This window comes from uncultured Winogradskyella sp. (genome assembly GCF_947498005.1).
In the GTDB taxonomy this organism is placed as follows: domain Bacteria; phylum Bacteroidota; class Bacteroidia; order Flavobacteriales; family Flavobacteriaceae; genus Winogradskyella.
The window spans coordinates 51,475-70,276 of sequence record NZ_CANMIW010000001.1; the positions used below are offsets into that span (position 1 = coordinate 51,475).

The 18,802-nt window shown below is 31.3% G+C and carries 16 protein-coding genes; 8 read left to right on the top strand and 8 right to left on the bottom strand.

All coding sequences use genetic code 11. The annotated features are described in order from the left end of the window. Nucleotides 1-18 precede the first annotated feature (18 nt). Both Q0891_RS00310 and Q0891_RS00315 read left to right on the top strand, forming a co-directional pair. The gene (locus tag Q0891_RS00310; protein ID WP_299097994.1) at nucleotides 19-999 is read left to right on the top strand and encodes an acyl-ACP desaturase; all 981 of its coding nucleotides are present in this window, start codon (nucleotides 19-21) and stop codon (nucleotides 997-999) included. A gap of 9 nt (nucleotides 1,000-1,008) precedes the next feature. Continuing rightward, entirely contained in the window at nucleotides 1,009-1,671 is a 663-nt protein-coding gene (locus Q0891_RS00315; protein ID WP_299097996.1) for an HD domain-containing protein, read from the top strand. Between the two features lie 5 nt (nucleotides 1,672-1,676). Here Q0891_RS00315 and Q0891_RS00320 read toward each other — a convergent pair whose 3' ends face one another. Further along, nucleotides 1,677-1,850 (bottom strand): hypothetical protein, encoded by a 174-nt coding sequence (locus tag Q0891_RS00320; RefSeq protein ID WP_299097998.1) that lies wholly within the window; start codon nucleotides 1,848-1,850, stop codon nucleotides 1,677-1,679. Between the two features lie 17 nt (nucleotides 1,851-1,867). Continuing rightward, nucleotides 1,868-2,746 (bottom strand): AraC family transcriptional regulator, encoded by an 879-nt coding sequence (locus tag Q0891_RS00325; RefSeq protein ID WP_299098000.1) that lies wholly within the window; start codon nucleotides 2,744-2,746, stop codon nucleotides 1,868-1,870. A 267-nt stretch (nucleotides 2,747-3,013) separates the two neighbouring features. On the opposite strand from Q0891_RS00325, the gene Q0891_RS00330 reads away from it, so the two are divergent. The 3 genes from Q0891_RS00330 (at nucleotide 3,014) to Q0891_RS00340 (ending at nucleotide 5,523) form a co-directional block, all read left to right on the top strand. Then, entirely contained in the window at nucleotides 3,014-3,571 is a 558-nt protein-coding gene (locus Q0891_RS00330) for a hypothetical protein (RefSeq protein WP_299098002.1), read from the top strand. 394 nt (nucleotides 3,572-3,965) lie between these two features. Continuing rightward, nucleotides 3,966-4,523 (top strand): hypothetical protein, encoded by a 558-nt coding sequence (locus tag Q0891_RS00335; protein WP_299098004.1) that lies wholly within the window; start codon nucleotides 3,966-3,968, stop codon nucleotides 4,521-4,523. A gap of 442 nt (nucleotides 4,524-4,965) precedes the next feature. Continuing rightward, nucleotides 4,966-5,523 (top strand): hypothetical protein, encoded by a 558-nt coding sequence (locus tag Q0891_RS00340; protein ID WP_299098006.1) that lies wholly within the window; start codon nucleotides 4,966-4,968, stop codon nucleotides 5,521-5,523. A gap of 178 nt (nucleotides 5,524-5,701) precedes the next feature. Here the strand turns inward: Q0891_RS00340 and Q0891_RS00345 are convergent, their stop codons facing one another. The 5 genes from Q0891_RS00345 to hemH form a co-directional block, all read right to left on the bottom strand. Continuing rightward, entirely contained in the window at nucleotides 5,702-6,484 is a 783-nt protein-coding gene (locus Q0891_RS00345) for an enoyl-CoA hydratase-related protein (protein WP_299098008.1), read from the bottom strand. 14 nt (nucleotides 6,485-6,498) lie between these two features. Further along, the gene (locus Q0891_RS00350) at nucleotides 6,499-7,953 is read right to left on the bottom strand and encodes an ATP-binding protein (RefSeq protein WP_299098010.1); all 1,455 of its coding nucleotides are present in this window, start codon (nucleotides 7,951-7,953) and stop codon (nucleotides 6,499-6,501) included. 122 nt (nucleotides 7,954-8,075) lie between these two features. Then, the gene (locus Q0891_RS00355; protein ID WP_299098012.1) at nucleotides 8,076-8,624 is read right to left on the bottom strand and encodes a CopD family protein; all 549 of its coding nucleotides are present in this window, start codon (nucleotides 8,622-8,624) and stop codon (nucleotides 8,076-8,078) included. A gap of 58 nt (nucleotides 8,625-8,682) precedes the next feature. Further along, nucleotides 8,683-10,038 (bottom strand): MATE family efflux transporter, encoded by a 1,356-nt coding sequence (locus Q0891_RS00360; protein WP_299098014.1) that lies wholly within the window; start codon nucleotides 10,036-10,038, stop codon nucleotides 8,683-8,685. Beyond that, nucleotides 10,038-11,075: a ferrochelatase gene (gene hemH / locus Q0891_RS00365; RefSeq protein WP_299098016.1), complete on the bottom strand. Its 1,038-nt coding sequence runs from the start codon at nucleotides 11,073-11,075 to the stop codon at nucleotides 10,038-10,040. Before hemH ends, Q0891_RS00360 begins: the two co-directional genes overlap by 1 nt. Nucleotides 11,076-11,296: 221 nt before the next feature. Here hemH and Q0891_RS00370 point away from each other — a divergent pair, with 221 nt between their 5' ends. Then, entirely contained in the window at nucleotides 11,297-14,818 is a 3,522-nt protein-coding gene (locus tag Q0891_RS00370) for a TraB/GumN family protein (RefSeq protein ID WP_299098018.1), read from the top strand. Here Q0891_RS00370 and Q0891_RS00375 read toward each other — a convergent pair. After that, entirely contained in the window at nucleotides 14,815-15,714 is a 900-nt protein-coding gene (locus Q0891_RS00375; RefSeq protein ID WP_299098020.1) for a helix-turn-helix transcriptional regulator, read from the bottom strand. The genes Q0891_RS00370 and Q0891_RS00375 overlap by 4 nt on opposite strands. A 209-nt stretch (nucleotides 15,715-15,923) precedes the next feature. Here Q0891_RS00375 and hemA point away from each other — a divergent pair, with 209 nt between their 5' ends. Together hemA and hemC are read left to right on the top strand one after the other, a co-directional pair. Further along, entirely contained in the window at nucleotides 15,924-17,171 is a 1,248-nt protein-coding gene (hemA, locus tag Q0891_RS00380) for a glutamyl-tRNA reductase (RefSeq protein ID WP_299098022.1), read from the top strand. After that, a complete protein-coding gene (gene hemC, locus Q0891_RS00385; protein WP_299098024.1) occupies nucleotides 17,164-18,744 on the top strand; it encodes a hydroxymethylbilane synthase in 1,581 nt (526 codons plus the stop codon). Before hemA ends, hemC begins: the two co-directional genes overlap by 8 nt. The last annotated feature ends 58 nt before the right edge of the window (nucleotides 18,745-18,802 follow it).

An 18,802-nucleotide genomic window follows, 5' to 3' on the forward strand; every position in this document is an offset into this window, starting at 1 on the left:
TCAAAAATAACTGCATAAATGTCTTTAAAAAATATACGATTAGAAGTAATGCAACATCTTGAAAAAGATGTTCAGTTTCTTATTGAGAAATACTTAATACCTGTTGAAAAAATCTGGCAACCATCAGATTTTTTACCAGATTCTAAAAAAGAAACCTTTTTTGAAGAGGTAAGGGAAATTAGAGAACTTTCTAAAGAATTAGACTATGATTTTTGGGTAGTTTTAGTTGGTGATATGATTACTGAAGAAGCATTACCTAGCTACGAATCTTGGTTAATGGATGTAGAAGGTGTGGACCAAGTAGAACGCAACGGTTGGTCTACATGGTTACGACACTGGACAGGTGAAGAAAATAGACATGGTGATGTTTTAAATAAATACCTATACTTATCTGGGCGTGTAAACATGCGCGAGATAGAAAAAACAACTCAGTATTTGATTAACGATGGTTTTGATATTGGTACAGGTAGAGATCCTTATAAAAACTTTGTTTACACTAGTTTTCAAGAATTAGCAACGTACATATCTCATAATCGTGTAGCTAAGATTGCAAAACAAAAAGGCAACAAACAACTGGCCAAAATGTGTAAGATTATTTCTGGCGATGAGATGCGTCACCACCATGCTTATTCTGAGTTTGTAGAACGTATTTTTGCTGTAGACCCTAATCAAATGATGATGGCTTTTCATGATATGATGAAGCGCAAAATTGCAATGCCTGCTCACTTTTTAAGAGAATCTGGCGAAAGTATAGGAGCTGCTTTTGAAGAATTTTCTAATACTGCACAGCGTATTGGTGTTTATACCTCTAATGATTATGTAGATATTTTACAAAAGCTTATAGATCGTTGGGATATTGGTAACATGACTGGCTTAAATGAAGAAGCAGAAAAAGCTAGAGATTATTTAATGAAATTACCTCCTAGAATGTATCGCTTATCTGAACGTATCAAAATACCGGAAAATTCATTTCAGTTTAAATGGGTAGATCCTGCATAAATTATTATAATGACAATTTCTGATGCTCAATTAATTGACGCTACAATTAACTTTGTAAAAAATGAATTAAAAAATGCTGAAGGCGGTCATGATTGGTTTCATATTGAGCGTGTATATAAAAACAGTTTATTAATTGCTAAACAAGAAAAGGTAGATATTACCATTGTTTCATTAGCAGCTTTACTTCATGATATTGCAGATTCTAAATTTCATAAAGGTGATGAAACTTTGGGATCAAAGATTGCAAGTATTTTTCTTTTAAAACATAATGTAGACAGTGAAATTATTGAACATGTTACTCAGATCATTGATAACATGTCTTTTAAAAATACTTTTGATCTAACGACAGCCTTTACATCTAAAGAAATGGAAGTTGTGCAAGATGCAGATCGCTTAGATGCTATAGGAGCTATAGGTATAGCACGTTGTTTTAATTATGGAGGTTTTAAAGATAGAGCGCTTTATGATCCAGAAGTAACACCTAATCTTAACATGACTAAGGCTGAATACAAATCTTCTAATGCGCCAACAATTAATCATTTTTATGAAAAATTATTGTTATTAAAAGATAAAATGAATACTAAAACTGGGAAACGTATTGCCTTAGAACGCCATAAGTATATGGAAGGGTTTTTAAAACAGTTTTACGCAGAATGGGAAGGTGAGAAGTAAATGACTTAGTTCTCTTTGGCAACTTCTAAAGCTGTTAACTTATACTCTATTGCTGCCATTTCTTCACCATAATGAATAATCTGGTCTGCAGTTAAAGTTTTATTAGTATTTACAGCATCTAAAATATCTTGCCCTTTCTTTGTATAATACGCAATTGTGATATCTATTTTATCTTCCATAAGTATAACGTATTGTATTAAACCATCATCATTTTTAATTCCCCTCGATATTTAGAGGCACTTTTACCAGTAAACTCCTTAAATAGTTTATTAAAGTGTGAAAAATTATTAAAGCCACACTCATAACTTACATCAGCAATACTCATTTGGCTCTCAGAAAGTAACTTAGTAGCATGTACTACTCTATATTCGTTTACGAGCTTAGTAAATGTTTTTCCTGTTACTTTTTTAAAGTAGCGACAAAATGCAGGAACCGTCATACTTACCTTTTCTGCTATTTCATCTAAACTAATATGTTCTTTAAAGTTTTGGTTAACATGCTTAAAAACAATATCAATCTTAGCACTATCTTGTGGTTCTGTTTCAAATGCAAAACCATCTACATTTAACAAGGTGTAATCTTCAGACTTTGCTAAACCGTGTAATACTTCTAATAAAATTAATATTTTTTTAAATCCTTCCTTCTCATTAAGCTTTTCTATTTTAGAACCAAGCTTCTGTTTTGTTTTTACACCAAACAGAATTCCTTTTTTAGAACGCTCAAACAAAAGGTTGATTTTTTCCATCTCTGGAATATCAAAAAAATGATCTCCTAAAAATTCTGGTTTAAACTGCACTAAGGTTTCAGAACCATTTATAGTTAAACGATCTGTAAAACCATTATGCGGTAAATTAGGTCCAATTAATAATAACTGGCTATTATTAAAGTAAGATAAATGGTTGCCAATATGGCGTTTCCCTTGACCTTTGTTAACGTATACCAGTTCAATCTCTGGATGAAAATGCCAAAACGGCTTATTTTCACCTTTATAAACATCCATTTTATGCCTCCTTACTTTTAAGGAGCTACCAAATTCAGGGCTAATTTTTTCTAAAGTAGGTTTTCTTGCTTTCATAACATCTCAATTAATACAAATTTAAGGTATATTATTATTACTTTCTATGTAGAATTACCAAAAACATACACAAAATTAACCTTAATATTTATTTAACACCCTCAAAAGGTTAATTTTGTATATAAATTTGCCAAAATTGATGTTTTCCAGAATGAAATGCTGCCATAAATTTGCAGTGTTGATTTAATTGATCTGATAGATAATAAAATTGTCACTAAAAAAAATAGACAAGTTTTAAATTCAGTTTTAACTTAAAAACAAGATATTATGAAAACATTATTTAAAAACATTTTAGTATTAGCAGTGATGTTAGGAACATGCACAAGCTACGCAAATGCGACAGTAGAAGTTTCACGTACATTTAACAGTGTAAATGAAGGCGATTTAATTTCTGTTACTGATGCTTCGGGAGAAGTTGTATACAACGGTCGCATTAACTATTCAGGAAACATTCAAAATCTATATGATTTTTCTCAATTAAAAGATGGCGTTTATACAATAGAAGTAAATAAGGATTTTGAAATTAAAATAAACAAAATACAAGTTCTTAACAACGTTGTTACTTTTTTAGAAAGCTCAAATTCTACAATTTACAAACCAGTTTTTAGATCAGAAGATTCTAAAGTTATTGTATCTAAATTGGCAATTGACACAGATCATATGGAAATAGAGTTATATTTTGGAAATGACTTAATCTATACTGAAACCGTAAAAGGAGAAGATATAATAAACCGAGTTTACCAATTAGATAAAACAAGAAAAGGAGAATACACTGCAATCATTAAAGCAAATGGGCGTGTGTATGTTGAAGATTTCAAATTATAGATTATTGTTTATACATTAGTTTTATTAGTTGAAAAGTGGGCCAAGAGCCCACTTTTTTATTTGCTATACTTTCCTGAATCATCTTCAAAGCAACTTAACTTTATGATTATATCTCCTATTTTGGTGTAAGATACTTAGCTATAAATTAAACTAAAGAACTTTTCTTCTAGCAAGTACAAAACAAAATTTATATCTAAGTCTTAGATCAAAATCTAAAATTACAACCGAATATCTCACATCACTAAAATTAACTCAAAAATATTCTATTTTAACCCACAAGAAACACCTTTTGAGTAAACCGGTTAATTTTACATATAAACATGCCAAAATTGATGTTTTCTAGATAGTAAATGCGCTATACATTTGTATCAGTAATCACTTAATACAATTTATTATGAGAAAAGTATTTAAAAAATTATTAGTATTAGCTGTAGTGTTAGGAACATGTACAAGCTACGCAAACGAAGTTGTAGAAGTTAACACTACTATTAACTACGTAAAGAAAGGAAACCATATTTCTGTTTCAGATGCTTTTGGAGAAATCATCTATAGTGGAGAAATTAACTATAGCGGAAACCTCATTACACTTTACGATTTTACTCAATTAAAAAATGGTAAATATGATGTAGAAGTCACTAATGGATATAAAATAGAAATAAGTACAATAGAAGTTAACGATACTATAGTATCTATTTTAGAAACAAACAAAATGGTTATTTACAAACCAGTTGTTAGAAACGAAAGCTCTAAACTAATTATTTCTAAATTAGCACTAAATGGTGAAGACATGGAAATAGAGATTTACTATAAAGGTAATCTTATCCATACTGAAACTCTAGCTGGATCTACAATCCTTAATCGCGTTTTTAAATTAGATGAAACTCTTAAAGGCAACTACACAACTATTATTAAAACTAATGATAGAGTGTTTGTAAAAAATTTCAAAATCTAAATTGATGTCCTATTAATTTAAACTAGAAAAAAGGTAAGCTTGTACAGCTTACCTTTTTTTTTGCCTTGCAGCTTAAACATTAAATCCTGTTCAGATATAAAACCCACGATAATTACAGCAAAAAAACAGATTTCATCTTATTATACCGATACCTATTAATAATTAAAGTCCTTCCATCCATTAAGTCAATATCAACTACACCATATAATTATATGTAGATGGTAATTTTTAGCTTAATTATTGGGTACTTCTTAATTGCTCTAAAATTGAGGTAAAAATTGAATCTATGGCAAATTATCATAAATCTATACTATTTTAACAAACACTATTAAGACAATAGGCTATTCGGTTAAAATAACACACAAATCAGGCAATTATGATGTTTTCTATACTTACAATTCAATATATATTTGTATCAGTAATAACGTAATACAATTTTATTATGAAAAACGTATTTAAAAAATTATTAGTAGCAGCTGTAGTGTTAGGAACATATACAAGCTACGCAAACGAAGTTGCGGAAGTTAAGTCTTCTTACAACCACGTTGAAAAAGGAAATTACATTTCTGTATCAGATACTTCTGGTGAAGTTATCTACAGTGGAGAAATTAATTATAGCGGTAACCTAATTACACTTTTTGATTTTACACAGTTAAAAAACGGAACGTATAATGTAGAAGTTACCAAAGATTTTAAAATTGAACTTAACACTATTGAAGTAAAAAACAATGTGGTTTCTGTTATAGATTCTGACAAAAAAATGATTCATACTCCAGTAGTAAGAACAGAAGACTCTAGAATATTAATTTCTAAATTAGCTTTAGATGCAGAAAACATGGAAATTGAGCTTTATTTTGAAGGAGAATTAATCCATTCAGAAATAGTTGAAGGAGAAAAGATTTTAAACCGTGTGTACAAATTAGATGAAACTCTTGATGGAGATTACACAACCATCATCAAGTCTAACGACAGAGTGTTCGTCAAAAATTTTAGAATATAAATTGTTGTTTATATATTATTAGTTTATTTATTTAGTTAAAAAAGTGGGTAGTAGAGAACCCACTTTTTTTTGTTTAAAACATTTTATTTATTCTAATTAGAAAATTTCGTTACTTCTATACATTGCTAACTTTGTTGAACTTCAACATTTTAAATAAAAGTTAAAGAACTAGACACACTTAGTTACCAGGAAAATTGGCCTTTCGTTTTTCTAAAAATGCGGTTGTACCTTCTACAAAATCATTAGTGCCAAAGCATTTTCCAAATTGCTTAATTTCGGTCTCGTATCCATCCTTTCCGTCCTTATAATTTGCATTAATAGCTTTTATAGCTTTACTTATGGCTACAGATGAGTTTCGTATAATCTTGCTTCCAATTTTCTCTGCAAACGGTAATAATTCTTCTTGTGCTACGACGTGATTTATTAAACCATAGTTTAATGCTTGATTTGCATCAATCATACCTGCGGTCATTATCATCTCCATTGCTCTACCTTTACCAACTAGTTGCGGCAAACGTTGTGTTCCTCCATAACCAGGAATTACGCCTAATGAAGTTTCAGGTAACCCCATTTTTGCATTTGTACTTGCGATTCTAAAGTGACAAGCCATTGCCAATTCTAATCCTCCACCTAACGCAAAACCGTTTACTGCTGCTATTACTGGTTTACTTAAGTTTTCTACAAAATCAAAAAGTAGTGCTTGGCCTTGAGCTGCCAACTTACCTCCTTCTTTTATACTAAAATCTGCAAATTCACTAATATCTGCACCTGCAACAAAAGCTTTTTCTCCACTACCTGTGATAACTACAACCTTTGTTTCCTTATGGTTTTCTGCATCGTCAAATGCATCATGTAATTCTTGTATAGTATCTTTATTTAAGGCATTTAACTTTTTAGGTCTATTAATTGTTATGGTAGTAATACCATTTGAGTAGTTAGATATAATGTTGTTGTAAGCCATATAGATTAAGTTTATTATTCTTTAGGAAAAGTAACCTTAAATGTTGTCCCTTTTTCTAATTGAGATGTAAAGGTAATACTTCCGTTATAAGTTTCTACAATGTTTTTTACCATAGCTAAGCCTAAGCCCATTCCGCTAGATTTGGTTGTAAATTTAGGTTCAAAAATTTTAGCTTTAGTATCTTCTGCGATACCAGAACCATTGTCTTCTATAATAATACTAACATTATCGCCTTCATTAACAACACTTACCTTTATTTTAGGGTTCTCAAAATCTTCAGGAATAGCCTGAATACCGTTTTTAACCAAATTTGTGACCACTCTTATAAGTTGCGTTCTATCAAATTTTGCAATTATTTCTTCGGTTTCTGGATAAAACTCAATGTAATGCTCATTAAAAATATCGAGTGCTAACTTTACAATATTTACAACGTTTAAGTTTTCGCTCTTCTGTGCTGGCATTTTAGCAAAATTAGAGAATGCAGATGCAATAGAGCTCATGGTGTCTATTTGCTCAATTAAAGTATTACTATATTCATTGACTTTTTGATGTATGTTTTCATCTTGTGGATCAAATTTTCTCTGAAAACTCTGTACCGTTAACCGCATAGGAGTTAACGGGTTTTTAATCTCATGGGCTACTTGTTTTGCCATTTCTCGCCAAGCTTGTTCTCTTTCATTTGTTGCTAAAACCACTGCACTTGCTTCGAGTTCATCTATCATACTATTGTATGCATTTACTAGCGCTTCAATCTCTTCACTTGTAGATTCTATTTGAATTTTTTTATTTCGCTTTTCTAATCGTGTTTCATTCATTTTATCACTAATTGTTCTCAGTGATTTTGTAATGAACTTAGATATAAAATAAGCAAATACTATAGCTACAAATATTAAAACCAAATAGGCATAAGCCAATCGCATTAAAAACTCCTTTAGTTCCTTATTTAAAAAATCATCATTTTCTAAATAAGGTAAATTTAAAATGGCTAATGTTTTAAATTTTTCGTCTGTTATATATGTATAAGATGATTGAAATGTTTGACCAGCTTCCTTGTTTTTTACAACATAACGATGGTCTACAGTGTTCGCTAAAGTTTTTAAAATTATAGGATCTAAAAATGCCTCAGTAGAATCTCGTAATATGGTTCGTTTTGAGCTCTTTAGTAGTCTACCATTTAAATCGTAAAGATTGATCTGTAGATTATGAATAGCATCTATATCAAATATTTCATCTTTAAATATAAGTGGAATTTTATCTGTAGTCTTTGGGTAAGTCGTCTCTCTTATTACAAAGTCAATACTTTGCCTAATCGCCTTTTCTTTGCGCTCTAAACGTTCTTTATGATAATCCTTTGCCTCTTCACGATATTGATAAATGGTTACTGCGGCTATTAAAACCGAAGCTACCAATACTAAAAGCACCATATTTATAATGATACGAGCTCTTAAGGACAGACGTTTTTTATTCATTTAAATTATCTTGAACGCTAAATTTTATACTGAATTATAAGTTTTAAATATAACAATAATCAATCCAAACTATTGAAGCGATAACCTCAATTTATGAATACTTTAATTTTTAAAACAAACTTTTATGCTTCAGGGTTTTTAGCCCTTATGTTTTTATAAAGCTTAAAGCCTAACATAATTAAAACACCTAAAACTACTAAACCAATAATTCCAAAAATCCAATTGATTGAGCTTTTTAGGATTACAAGGAACACAACGGCAAATAAGATAAATGTTGCACCTTCATTCCAAATACGCATATAACTTGAGGTTACTAAAACCTCATCATTTTGAAGTTGCTTATAATACTGATGAGTTTTAAAATGATAAATAAATAACAAAAACACAAATAGTAATTTAACATGCATCCAACTTTGCTGAAACCAACTTGGCATTAATATCATTAACCAAACCGCAAATAGCGTTGCTAAAATTGAAGAGGGCCATGTAATTATAAACCATAACCGTTTTGACATTAATTTTAGTTGCTTACCTAAGATTTCCTTTTCTGGTGATGGCTTATGAAAAGCTTCAATTTGATATACAAACAATCTAGGAATATAAAACAAGCCAGCAAACCATGTTATTACAAAGATGAGATGCAACGATTTTATGTAGTTGTAATATTCCATGAGATAAAACGGTAAGTTGAAAAATTATACAATTATGTAAAATTACAGATTAAAAATGTTACGCTGTTGTTTTTGGATTGAGATTTAAATTCACTTCACGATATAAAAAATAAGCCGTTACTAAAGTAGAAAGGAAATCTGCAATAGGAAATGATAACCATATACCAAATTCTCCCAAATATAACGGCAAAATATACATTAACGGAATAAAGAAAATGGCTTGTCTTGTTAAGGTCAATAACAAGGCTGGTAATGCTTTACCTACAGCCTGAAAATACGCTGCTCCAATAAGCTGTAGTGCTAAAATTGGCACAGCAGCAAACGTCCATCTCATATTACTTGGTGTTTCTCTTATAACATCTGCATCTGTTGTAAACCATTTGGTTATTACTTCCGGAAAAAACATAAGTGCTATAAAAACAATAGTGCCTAAAATTGTAGCATATTTTATAGCTGTAAAAATGACTTCTTTTACCCTATCGTATTTTTCCGCTCCAAAATTATAACCTGCAATTGGTATGAAGCCCTGTGTTATGCCAAAAACAGGAAATAACGCAAACATGCTTAACCTACCAATAATAGCATATGTAGTTACCGAAGTTTCTCCACCAAAATCGTAAAGCGCATTATTGACTAATAAAAACGTTACACTTACAACGGCTTGTCTGGCTAAAGTAACAAATCCTAAAGAGCTTATTTCTGACACTATAGCTTTATTAAAACCAAAATGCGAAAGGTTAATTTTTAATTCAGAATTTTTAGATAAAAAATACCAGAATATAAATAAGAACGCAACAATATAAGAACCAGTAGTTGCCCATGCTGCTCCAGCCATTCCGTAATCTAAAACATTAATAAAAACATAATCTAAAACTAAGTTACCAACGGATGGAATTAGCATAGCATACATGGCAAATTTTGGTTTACCTTCTGCTCTTATTACATTATTACCCAACATTACAAAGCCCAAAATAGGAACACCGTAAAGTATAATTTCGTAATATATTTTTGCAGGCTCAAAAATATTTCCTTTTCCTCCAAAAGCAGGTATTAGCGTATCTACAAAATACAAACCAAATACAGCAAATGTAATTGTAAACAAAAAGGTAAGAGACAACTGATTACCAAAAGTCTTTAAGGCTTTTGGTTTGTTATCTCCACCTAAAGCTCGCGAGATTATTGAAGAACCTCCAACACCAATGGCCATGCCCAATGCCGCAATAAAAAAAGAAACAGGTAGTACAACATTAATAGCCGCTATAGCAGTAGAACCAATCCAATTACCAACAAAAATAGTGTCTACTAAGATATTTAGCGACATTACCAATATACCAATAGCTGCAGGCACAGCTTGCTTTATTAGCAATTTACCAATACGTTCAGTCCCTAAATCTTGTGACGATACTTTTGCCATTATATGGCTATATTTTCAGCATTTACCCATTCGTTAGCAATATTTGCAAGTACTTCGGTAAAATCGTCGCGCTCATTAAGACACGGAATAACAGTGAATTCTTCACCTCCCATTTCGTGAAAAATTTCTTCTCCTTCCATAGCAATTTCTTCTAAAGTTTCTAAACAATCGCTCACAAAAGCAGGTGTTACAATAGCCATTTTTTTAATACCTTCCTTACCCATTCTTTCAATGGTTCGATCTGTATATGGTTTTAACCAAGGGTCAAACCCAAGTCTTGATTGAAAGGTTGTAGAATACGTTCCATTTTTTAAGCCTAATTTTTTAGCGACATTTACGGTTGTAATTTCACATTGATGACGGTAACAAAACTCATGCTGCTTACTGCCTTTTTTAAAGCAACATTTTCCATTCATTTTGCAATTGCCATTGGTAATATCACTTTTTCTAATATGTCGTTCTGGCACGCCATGATAGCTAAAAAGAATATGCTCATAATCTAAATCATTTAAAACTTCTCCTATACTTTTAGAGAGTACGTTTATATAGTCTTGACGATGATAAAATGCAGGTGTTCTTGTGATTTTTACCTCAGGAAAAAATTCAGAAACCAACTCATCTACTTTAACATCAATAGTTTCTGTCGTTGCCATGGCAAATTGAGGATACAAAGGAACGGTTTTTATTTCTGTACAGCCCTTATCTACCAACTCTTGTAATCCTTTTTTTATGGTCATACTTCCATAACGCATAGCTAGCGCAACAGGATAATCCACTTTCTTTTGAAGTTTCTCTTGAAGTCGTTCTGATAGAACAATTAAAGGCGAACCTTCTTCCCACCAAATTTTCTTATAAGCAGCAGCTGAAGCCTTAGGCCTAGTATTTAAAATTATACCCTTAACCAATAACGTGCGCGCTAATAATGGTAAATCAATAACACGTTCGTCCATTAAAAATTCTCCGAGATACTTTTTTACATCCTTTGGATTTGGACTGTCTGGAGAGCCCAAATTGACTAATAAAATTCCTTTTGACATGCGTTTTTTTTTCTAACACAAAAATACAACACTAATTACAATAGTATAAGAAGAATAGTATTGCTTTTATTAATAGTGATATCACAAAATATTTTATGGCTTTTGTAGTTAAACTATTCATAATTCACATCTATATTTATTTCTTTTTAACGAGTTTTATTAATTATATATGGCTATTTAAAGGATTTAAATATCTTTACAAGACTCGACCAAAACATATTATGAAAAAAATCCTATTTATATTTCTTACATTTTTTACAACAATCGCTTTCTCTCAACAACAATATCAAAGCTTACTCTGGAAAATCACTGGTAACGGATTAGAAAAACCATCTTATTTATATGGTACTATGCACGTGAGTAAAAAAGTAGCATTCCGTTTAGATGACGTTTTTTATAAAGCGCTTAATGAAAGTGAATGTATTGCTTTAGAATCTGACCCAACAACTTGGCCAGGTTTTAACTATGATATGATGTTAGATCAAATGTCTGCATATAACAATAATAGTAATGAGTTTTACACCAACTTATTTAAGCTTACACATCCTGAAGAAATGGCTATTAGAGGATCTGTAAGAATGGACAATAATGCAGTTAATGCCTATTTATATAGAAAAAGCTATGCTTCAGATAATTTTGAAGAAGAAACATATTTAGACATGTTTATCTTTCAAGCTGGTAAGAAAAATAATAAAGATATTTATGCTTTAGAAGATTTAGCAGAGTCTCGCTATTTAACTACTAAAGCAGCTTATAATGCCAATAAAAAAGAGTTAGATCCCTGGGTTCAAAAACTGTATGCTAAGGAAAACCCATATTTAATTCAAGAAAATTTGTATCGCGATAGAAACTTAGATCTATTAGATTCTATTGGTGCTGGTGTAAATACAGAATTCTATAGAGAAAACATGCTATATATTCGTAATAAGAATATGGTTGTATCTCTAATAGACCTAATGCCAACTAAATCTGTGTTTGCAGGTGTTGGTGCAGCACATTTACCAGGTAAACAAGGCATGATTAATATGTTAAGAGAAAGAGGTTACACAGTAACATCCTTAACATCAGACCAAACGGATTATAGTAAAACCGAAAAAACGAAATTAGATAGTTTATTTATTGCACCTGTTCTTAAAAACCATAGTACACCAGATAATTTTCTTAGTATAAATACTTATGATGAATTGCGTGAATTCTCGTATGGTGGGCAAAAATATTACTTAGATCCAGATATGACTAATGGAGCTTATCTCACCATGAATAGAATTAGTCGCTTTACATATTTACCAAACGAAAAAGAAAATATTACACTTAAAGAAATAGATCATTTGCTCTATGAAGATATTCCAGGAGATATTATAAAAAAGGAAGAACTAACAAGTCCATATCCAGGAATTAGTATTGTTAACAAAACAAAGAAAGGCGAGTTTCAGAAATACCATATTTATCAAACGCCATTAGAAATTATTATTATAAAATTTGCTGGTAGAAGTGATTTTGTTCTAAAACACCAAAGCAAAATATTTGATTCAATATCACTAAAAACACCTTCAAACGACACTCAATTATTTGTTTCACCAAATAAAAAGTTTCAAGTCAATTTTCCTGAATACTATGTTTCTAGCAACATAAATAATTTTGGTAAAAAACTTATTGAGGGTCATAAAAACGATGCTTATTATTTTGTTGAAGAAGCAGCACTTAACGATATGTCTTACATTGAAGAGGATAGTTTTGAGGCGAAATATTTTCATCATGCATTATATAAAAACTACAAACTAAAAGAAGAAAAAGGTGGTTTTAAAGCTGGTGATTATAAAACATATGAGTCTAAAGCCCTTTTAGATTCTACGTCTAATAAAAGACTACATTTAAAAACAATTGTAAAAGACGGAAGCTATTATTTACTTGGTTATGTTGGTACAGATGAAGCTGATAAATCTGCGTTTTTTAAATCATTTAAATTCAATAAAACCGAATATCCAGAATTTAAAAAAGTTATAGATACTACGTTACACTTTTCAGTTAATACAAACTCAAAAGCACCAGGACCAAATCCTTATGGTTATGGATATGGCTATAACAGTGGAAAAAAAGATAAAGATTACGAGCAGAAAGTAAATGAAACAACATATTCTACAAATGCTAATGAGCAAATTTCAATTTCTAGAACTAAGTTTCACGATTTGCAAATGTATCATAACATAGATAGTCTTTGGTCTAGCTTAGAAAAGCAAGTGAATTACAGCTCATATTACTATAATGACAGTAAAAAATTCAAAATTTCTAACCGTTCATCATCTAAAAAAGACTCTATCTACACCAATCGCTTTAGCTACACAGATTCTGCAAGTGCGAAACAAGTTTTAGTTAAAAACATATTGAAAAAAGGCGTACTTTTTGAATTAAAAACGTTGGTAGATTCTATAAGTGGACCTTCAAAATTTGTTACAGAATTTTACGATTCCTTTACACCTATTGATACACTTATGGGTAAAAGCGTTCTAGAAGATAAGACTCAACAGTTTTTTGAAGCGCTTAGAGCCAAGGATAGTATAATCTTAGAATCCTATGGTTTAATTAAATTTAAAAAGCATAACAGCAAAGAGATTGTTTCTGTTTTAAAAGATTTTGAATTCGAAAAAGAACGATTAGACATTAAATCTCATTTAGTAGGAAAACTAATAGAAATAGATTTAAAAAACAATTTGCCTTTTATTAAGCAGCTGTATCATGATAGTTATTCTGATACACAAACACAAACGGCGATTTTAAATGGATTGTTTAATTCTAATGAAGAGGAGAATTATGAAATAGCATTAGAATTGATGGAACGCGATTTACCTTTAGGCAATGTAAGCAGCATGTTTTATAATTACTACGGCAAAGATTCTTTAGCTTTAAAAGCGACTTTATTTCCAAAAATATTAGAATATACAACCATTTCAGAATACAAACAGCCACTCTATAATTTATTGGTAAGAGCTGCAGATAGTGGTTTAATTAAGAGAAAATCTTATAAAAAGTATAAAAGTCAACTCATCAATGATGGAAAAATTGAAGTGAAACGTAATCTCGGAAATACTGGCTATGGTTACAACTCTTACTCGTACACATTATCAACGTATGTAAGGCTTATTTTCCCTTATAGAAAGGAACGTTCAGCTCAAGATTTCTTTGAAAAACTATTAAACGTCGACGATAAAAATGCGCTAGTAAAGTATTATGTATTATTAACGAAGGCGAAAGAAGACATACCAGCAAAATTGACGGAAAAATTAGTAGACGATGAAGAAAACCAATATTTACTGTTAGAAGAACTAGATGATGCTAAACTATTAAAGAAGCTAAAATCATTTAAAATTGACCAACAGCAGTTTGCTAAATCAAAGTTATTAGCTAATGCTAATTATGAAAAAGAACAAGATTCAATTCAGTTCCTTTTTAAACGCGGTTTTGTAACCGATAAAGGCAATAAAAATGCTGTGATGTATTTCTTTAAAGTAGACAAGGACGATGACTATTCTGGTAAGGTTGAAGCCTTACATTACATATCATTCATTAAACCGAAAGATCCAACCCAATTGGTTGTAGAATATTATTCTAAATCAGAAAGCTACGGAACTATAGTTGATAAAACTAAAGAACTAGAAGAGCAGTACACAGAAATTATCAATTTAGCTATCTACAAGGATAGAGAGCGAGTTACACCAAGTGGACGGGATGGTTATTACAATTATTAACTAGAAGCCGTAATATACTTCTTAGGCGTAGTACCAAATTTCTTTTTAAAAGCAGCGATAAAGTGGCTACCTGTACTGTACCCAACTTTTAGACCAACCTCGTTAACGTTATAATCACCAGATTCTAAAAGTTTACGTGCCACTTCCATTTTATAATCGAATAGAAAACTAAAAACCGAATCGCCATAAATCTGTTTAAAACCTTCTTTTAATTTTTTAAGGCTTAATTCTATTTCATCTGCTAATTCTTGTAAAGTTGGTGGCTCAGCCATATTGGCAATAATGATATCTTTTGCCTTCTTTAATTTCGCTACATTAACCTCATCTACTAAATAAGGACATTGCTCAATATCAGCATCTTCACTTCGGTTAAAAAACAAACTTAATAACTCATAAGCTTTACCTTTAAAATATAAGGACTTAATGGAATTGTTAAGATTAAAACTAATTAACTGATTCAATACTACAGCCATTGAAGGCGATATTTTACCGTCCTTATAATATTTTTTATCCTTATTATCTTCAGTTAAAAAGGTTACATAATTAGCATCGTCAGAAAATAAGCCATGAAACTTTTCAATAGATATTACTAAAGAAACCAACCAGGAATGTGGACGTAATTCTAAATGTATAGGTAAATCTCTTTGTGGATTGTAAAGCAATAACGAGGTTTCCTCATCTATATTCAGGGTATAATTACCTTGATTAAACATAAATGCCGCGGATCCCTTATTGCAAAAATGAAATTGAATATAACTGCTATCAATCTCACGTTCAAGAACTTTAGCGGTATCGTTATCGTTTTTACTTGTTATAATAAAAAAGCCATCTTCAATATGAGTTTCATCAAAAGTACCTTTAGCGATACTTTTCGAGTCCATTTTTTCTAAATTCATTTCAATCTTATTTAGATTCGTTCTAAACAAAAGCTTTAAAAACCCTTGATTACACTACAAAAATATGATAATTATCATGTTTTAGTGAAAAACTATCTTAAAAAACCAGAAACGATACTTTAAGTTCTTCTAGCGTTGTTTTTTTATAAATATCAAAATTACATTTGCGCTGTTACTTTCCTAAGTCAGGTAAACGAGTAAAGCAACACATGCCAAACAGAAGCAAATATTTTTACGCTATAGGCCTCAGCTATAAAAAAGCTGATGCGCGCGTACGTGGTCATTTTAGTTTAAGCGATGATGCAAAACAAAACGTTTTGTCTCAAGCAAAACAAAATGGTGTAGATAGCCTATTAGTTATTTCTACATGTAACAGAACTGAACTTTATGGTTTTGCAGAACACCCTTTTCAACTGATTCAGTTATTGTGTGATAACACAAAAGGAACCGTTGAAGAATTTAGAGAGGTTGCATATGTTCATAAAAACAAAGAAGCCATTAACCACATGTTTCGTGTGGGTTCTGGTTTAGACAGTCAGATTCTTGGTGATTTTGAAATTATAAGTCAACTTAAATTCGGTGCAAAAGCATCTAGAAAAGTAGGATTGTTAAATTCATTTACAGAACGTTTAGTGAATTCTGTAATTCAAGCTAGTAAGCGCATTAAAAACGAAACAGAATTATCTTCTGGTGCAACGTCTGTCTCTTTTGCCTCTGTTCAATATATTATGAATAACGTAGAAACCATCTCTGAAAAGAATATTCTACTTTTCGGAACTGGAAAAATTGGAAGAAACACCTGCGAAAATTTAGTAAAACATACTAAGAATTCTCATATTACCTTAATCAACAGAACAAAAACAAAAGCTGAAGAAGTTGCTGGCAAATTTAATCTTGTGGTAAAAGATTACGAAGATTTAAGCCAAGAACTTAATGCTTCAGATATTGTTATTGTTGCAACAGGCGCACAAAACCCTACGATTTATAAGTCTTTAATCTCAACTGAAAAGCCATTATTGGTATTAGATTTATCAATTCCTAAAAATGTGAACGAAGATATTAGAGACCTTTCTAATATTACCTTAGTACACTTAGATGATTTAGCGAAAATAACGGATGACACCTTAGAAAAACGCAAAGCCTTTATTCCTGCAGCTGAATCAATAATAGAAGACATTACAGCCGAATTTAATGCATGGTTAGACACCCTAAAATTCGTCCCAACCATTCAGGCTATAAAACATAAATTAACAGATTTTAAAAATTCTGAATTCAATACGCAACGTAAAAAAATGTCTGATTTTAATGAAGACCAGGCAGAATTAATTACGAATAATTTAATTCAGAAAATCACAAATCAGTTTGCACACCACTTAAGAGAAGATAGTACGTCTTCAGATGAAAGCATTGAGCTTATCAAAAAAATATTTCAGTTAGAAACTACCGATAATGTCTAAATTAATTCGCATTGGCACACGCGACAGCCAGCTCGCTATGTGGCAAGCAAAAACTGTTCAATCTCAACTTGAACATTTAGGTCATAAAACCGTACTTGTTCCCGTAAAATCAACAGGAGATTTAGTTCTCGACAAACCCTTGTACGAACTTGGTATTACAGGAATTTTTACAAAAACCCTAGATATAGCCATGCTAAATGGTAATATTGATATTGCTGTGCATTCCTTAAAAGATGTGCCAACAGTTTTACCTAAAGGCATTGTACAAGCTGCTGTTTTAAAACGTGGAAACATTAATGACACTTTGGTTTTTAAAGACAATGAAGAGTTTTTATCTGCTAGAGATGCCGTTATAGCAACCGGAAGTTTAAGACGACGCGCACAATGGCTTAACCGTTACCCAACGCATACAATAGTTGGTTTACGCGGTAATGTCAATTCTAGATTAGAAAAACTTGAAACCAACGACGATTGGAATGGAGCTATTTTCGCAGGTGCAGGTTTAGGTCGTTTAAATATTACACCAGAAAACTCTATTAATTTAGGTTGGATGATTCCTGCACCAGCACAAGGTACTATTATGATTACGGCTTTAGAAGCTGATGAGGAGACAAGAACTATCCTATCAGAAATCAACGACGAAACCACTCAAATCTGTACCTCAATTGAGCGCGAATTCCTAAACCGTTTAGAAGGTGGTTGTACTGCACCAATTGGAGCAATTTGTTACATCAATAAAGAGGAAGAAGTTAATTTTAAAGGTATTCTTTTAAGTAAAGATGGCACCAAAAAGATTGAAGTCACTAAAGTTGTGCCTTTAGGTAAACATGAAGAAGTTGCTGAATTTTGTGCGGATTATATCATTGGTAAAGGTGGTAAGGTTTTAATTGACGAATTAACGCAAGGCGATAAAATCACTAATATATATTCCACAAAAAAACTAACCAACGACCAAGTTGCTCAGTTTCATGATGACGTGGTTGCACAAAGCAATGATTCTGTAAAAATTAATCCTAACCGATTATCTAAGAACATCGTTCGTAACGAAATTGAAAATGTTATTATTACCAGTCAGAATGCTGTTGAAGCCTTATTGACTAACTTTTCTGCCGCAGAATTACAATTCAAAAATATTTATTGTGTAGGTCGAAAAACGAAGCGTATTGTTGAAAAACGCATAGGAAAAGTGAAGCATTACGAACAGAATGCAAAAGCTTTAGCCGACCATATGGTGGAACTTATGGATGGTGCAGAAGCAACGTATTTCTGTAGTAATTTAAGATTAGATACTATTCCAGATATTTTATCAGAAAACAACATAAAAGTCAACGAAGTAGAAGCCTACGAGACAAAGTTTGATGCCGAAAAAGTAGAAGGCGATTTAGATGGTGTAATGTTTTACAGTCCATCTACGGTTCAAAGTTTCTTAAAACAAAACAAAGCAAAAGGTATTGCATTTTGTATAGGAGAAACGACGGCAACTGAAGCCAAAAAGTATTTTGAAGATGTAAGAGTTGCTAAAGTACCTTTGGTAGAGAGTGTTGTGGAGTTGGTTAATGCGTATTATTTGTGATTGCTATTGGCTTTTAGCGGTTAGCTGTTAGCATCACTGTTGTGAAAAGTTAAAAGTT

What these genes read in the sequence shown, in the direction of transcription:
- Q0891_RS00310 (WP_299097994.1), top strand. Translation starts at nt 19, where the DNA reads ATGTCTTTAAAAAATATACGATTAGAAGTAATGCAACATCTTGAAAAA.
- Q0891_RS00315 (WP_299097996.1), top strand. Translation starts at nt 1,009, where the DNA reads ATGACAATTTCTGATGCTCAATTAATTGACGCTACAATTAACTTTGTA.
- Q0891_RS00320 (WP_299097998.1), bottom strand. Translation starts at nt 1,850, where the DNA reads ATGGAAGATAAAATAGATATCACAATTGCGTATTATACAAAGAAAGGG.
- Q0891_RS00325 (WP_299098000.1), bottom strand. Translation starts at nt 2,746, where the DNA reads ATGAAAGCAAGAAAACCTACTTTAGAAAAAATTAGCCCTGAATTTGGT.
- Q0891_RS00330 (WP_299098002.1), top strand. Translation starts at nt 3,014, where the DNA reads ATGAAAACATTATTTAAAAACATTTTAGTATTAGCAGTGATGTTAGGA.
- Q0891_RS00335 (WP_299098004.1), top strand. Translation starts at nt 3,966, where the DNA reads ATGAGAAAAGTATTTAAAAAATTATTAGTATTAGCTGTAGTGTTAGGA.
- Q0891_RS00340 (WP_299098006.1), top strand. Translation starts at nt 4,966, where the DNA reads ATGAAAAACGTATTTAAAAAATTATTAGTAGCAGCTGTAGTGTTAGGA.
- Q0891_RS00345 (WP_299098008.1), bottom strand. Translation starts at nt 6,484, where the DNA reads ATGGCTTACAACAACATTATATCTAACTACTCAAATGGTATTACTACC.
- Q0891_RS00350 (WP_299098010.1), bottom strand. Translation starts at nt 7,953, where the DNA reads ATGAATAAAAAACGTCTGTCCTTAAGAGCTCGTATCATTATAAATATG.
- Q0891_RS00355 (WP_299098012.1), bottom strand. Translation starts at nt 8,624, where the DNA reads ATGGAATATTACAACTACATAAAATCGTTGCATCTCATCTTTGTAATA.
- Q0891_RS00360 (WP_299098014.1), bottom strand. Translation starts at nt 10,038, where the DNA reads ATGGCAAAAGTATCGTCACAAGATTTAGGGACTGAACGTATTGGTAAA.
- hemH (WP_299098016.1), bottom strand. Translation starts at nt 11,075, where the DNA reads ATGTCAAAAGGAATTTTATTAGTCAATTTGGGCTCTCCAGACAGTCCA.
- Q0891_RS00370 (WP_299098018.1), top strand. Translation starts at nt 11,297, where the DNA reads ATGAAAAAAATCCTATTTATATTTCTTACATTTTTTACAACAATCGCT.
- Q0891_RS00375 (WP_299098020.1), bottom strand. Translation starts at nt 15,714, where the DNA reads ATGAATTTAGAAAAAATGGACTCGAAAAGTATCGCTAAAGGTACTTTT.
- hemA (WP_299098022.1), top strand. Translation starts at nt 15,924, where the DNA reads ATGCCAAACAGAAGCAAATATTTTTACGCTATAGGCCTCAGCTATAAA.
- hemC (WP_299098024.1), top strand. Translation starts at nt 17,164, where the DNA reads ATGTCTAAATTAATTCGCATTGGCACACGCGACAGCCAGCTCGCTATG.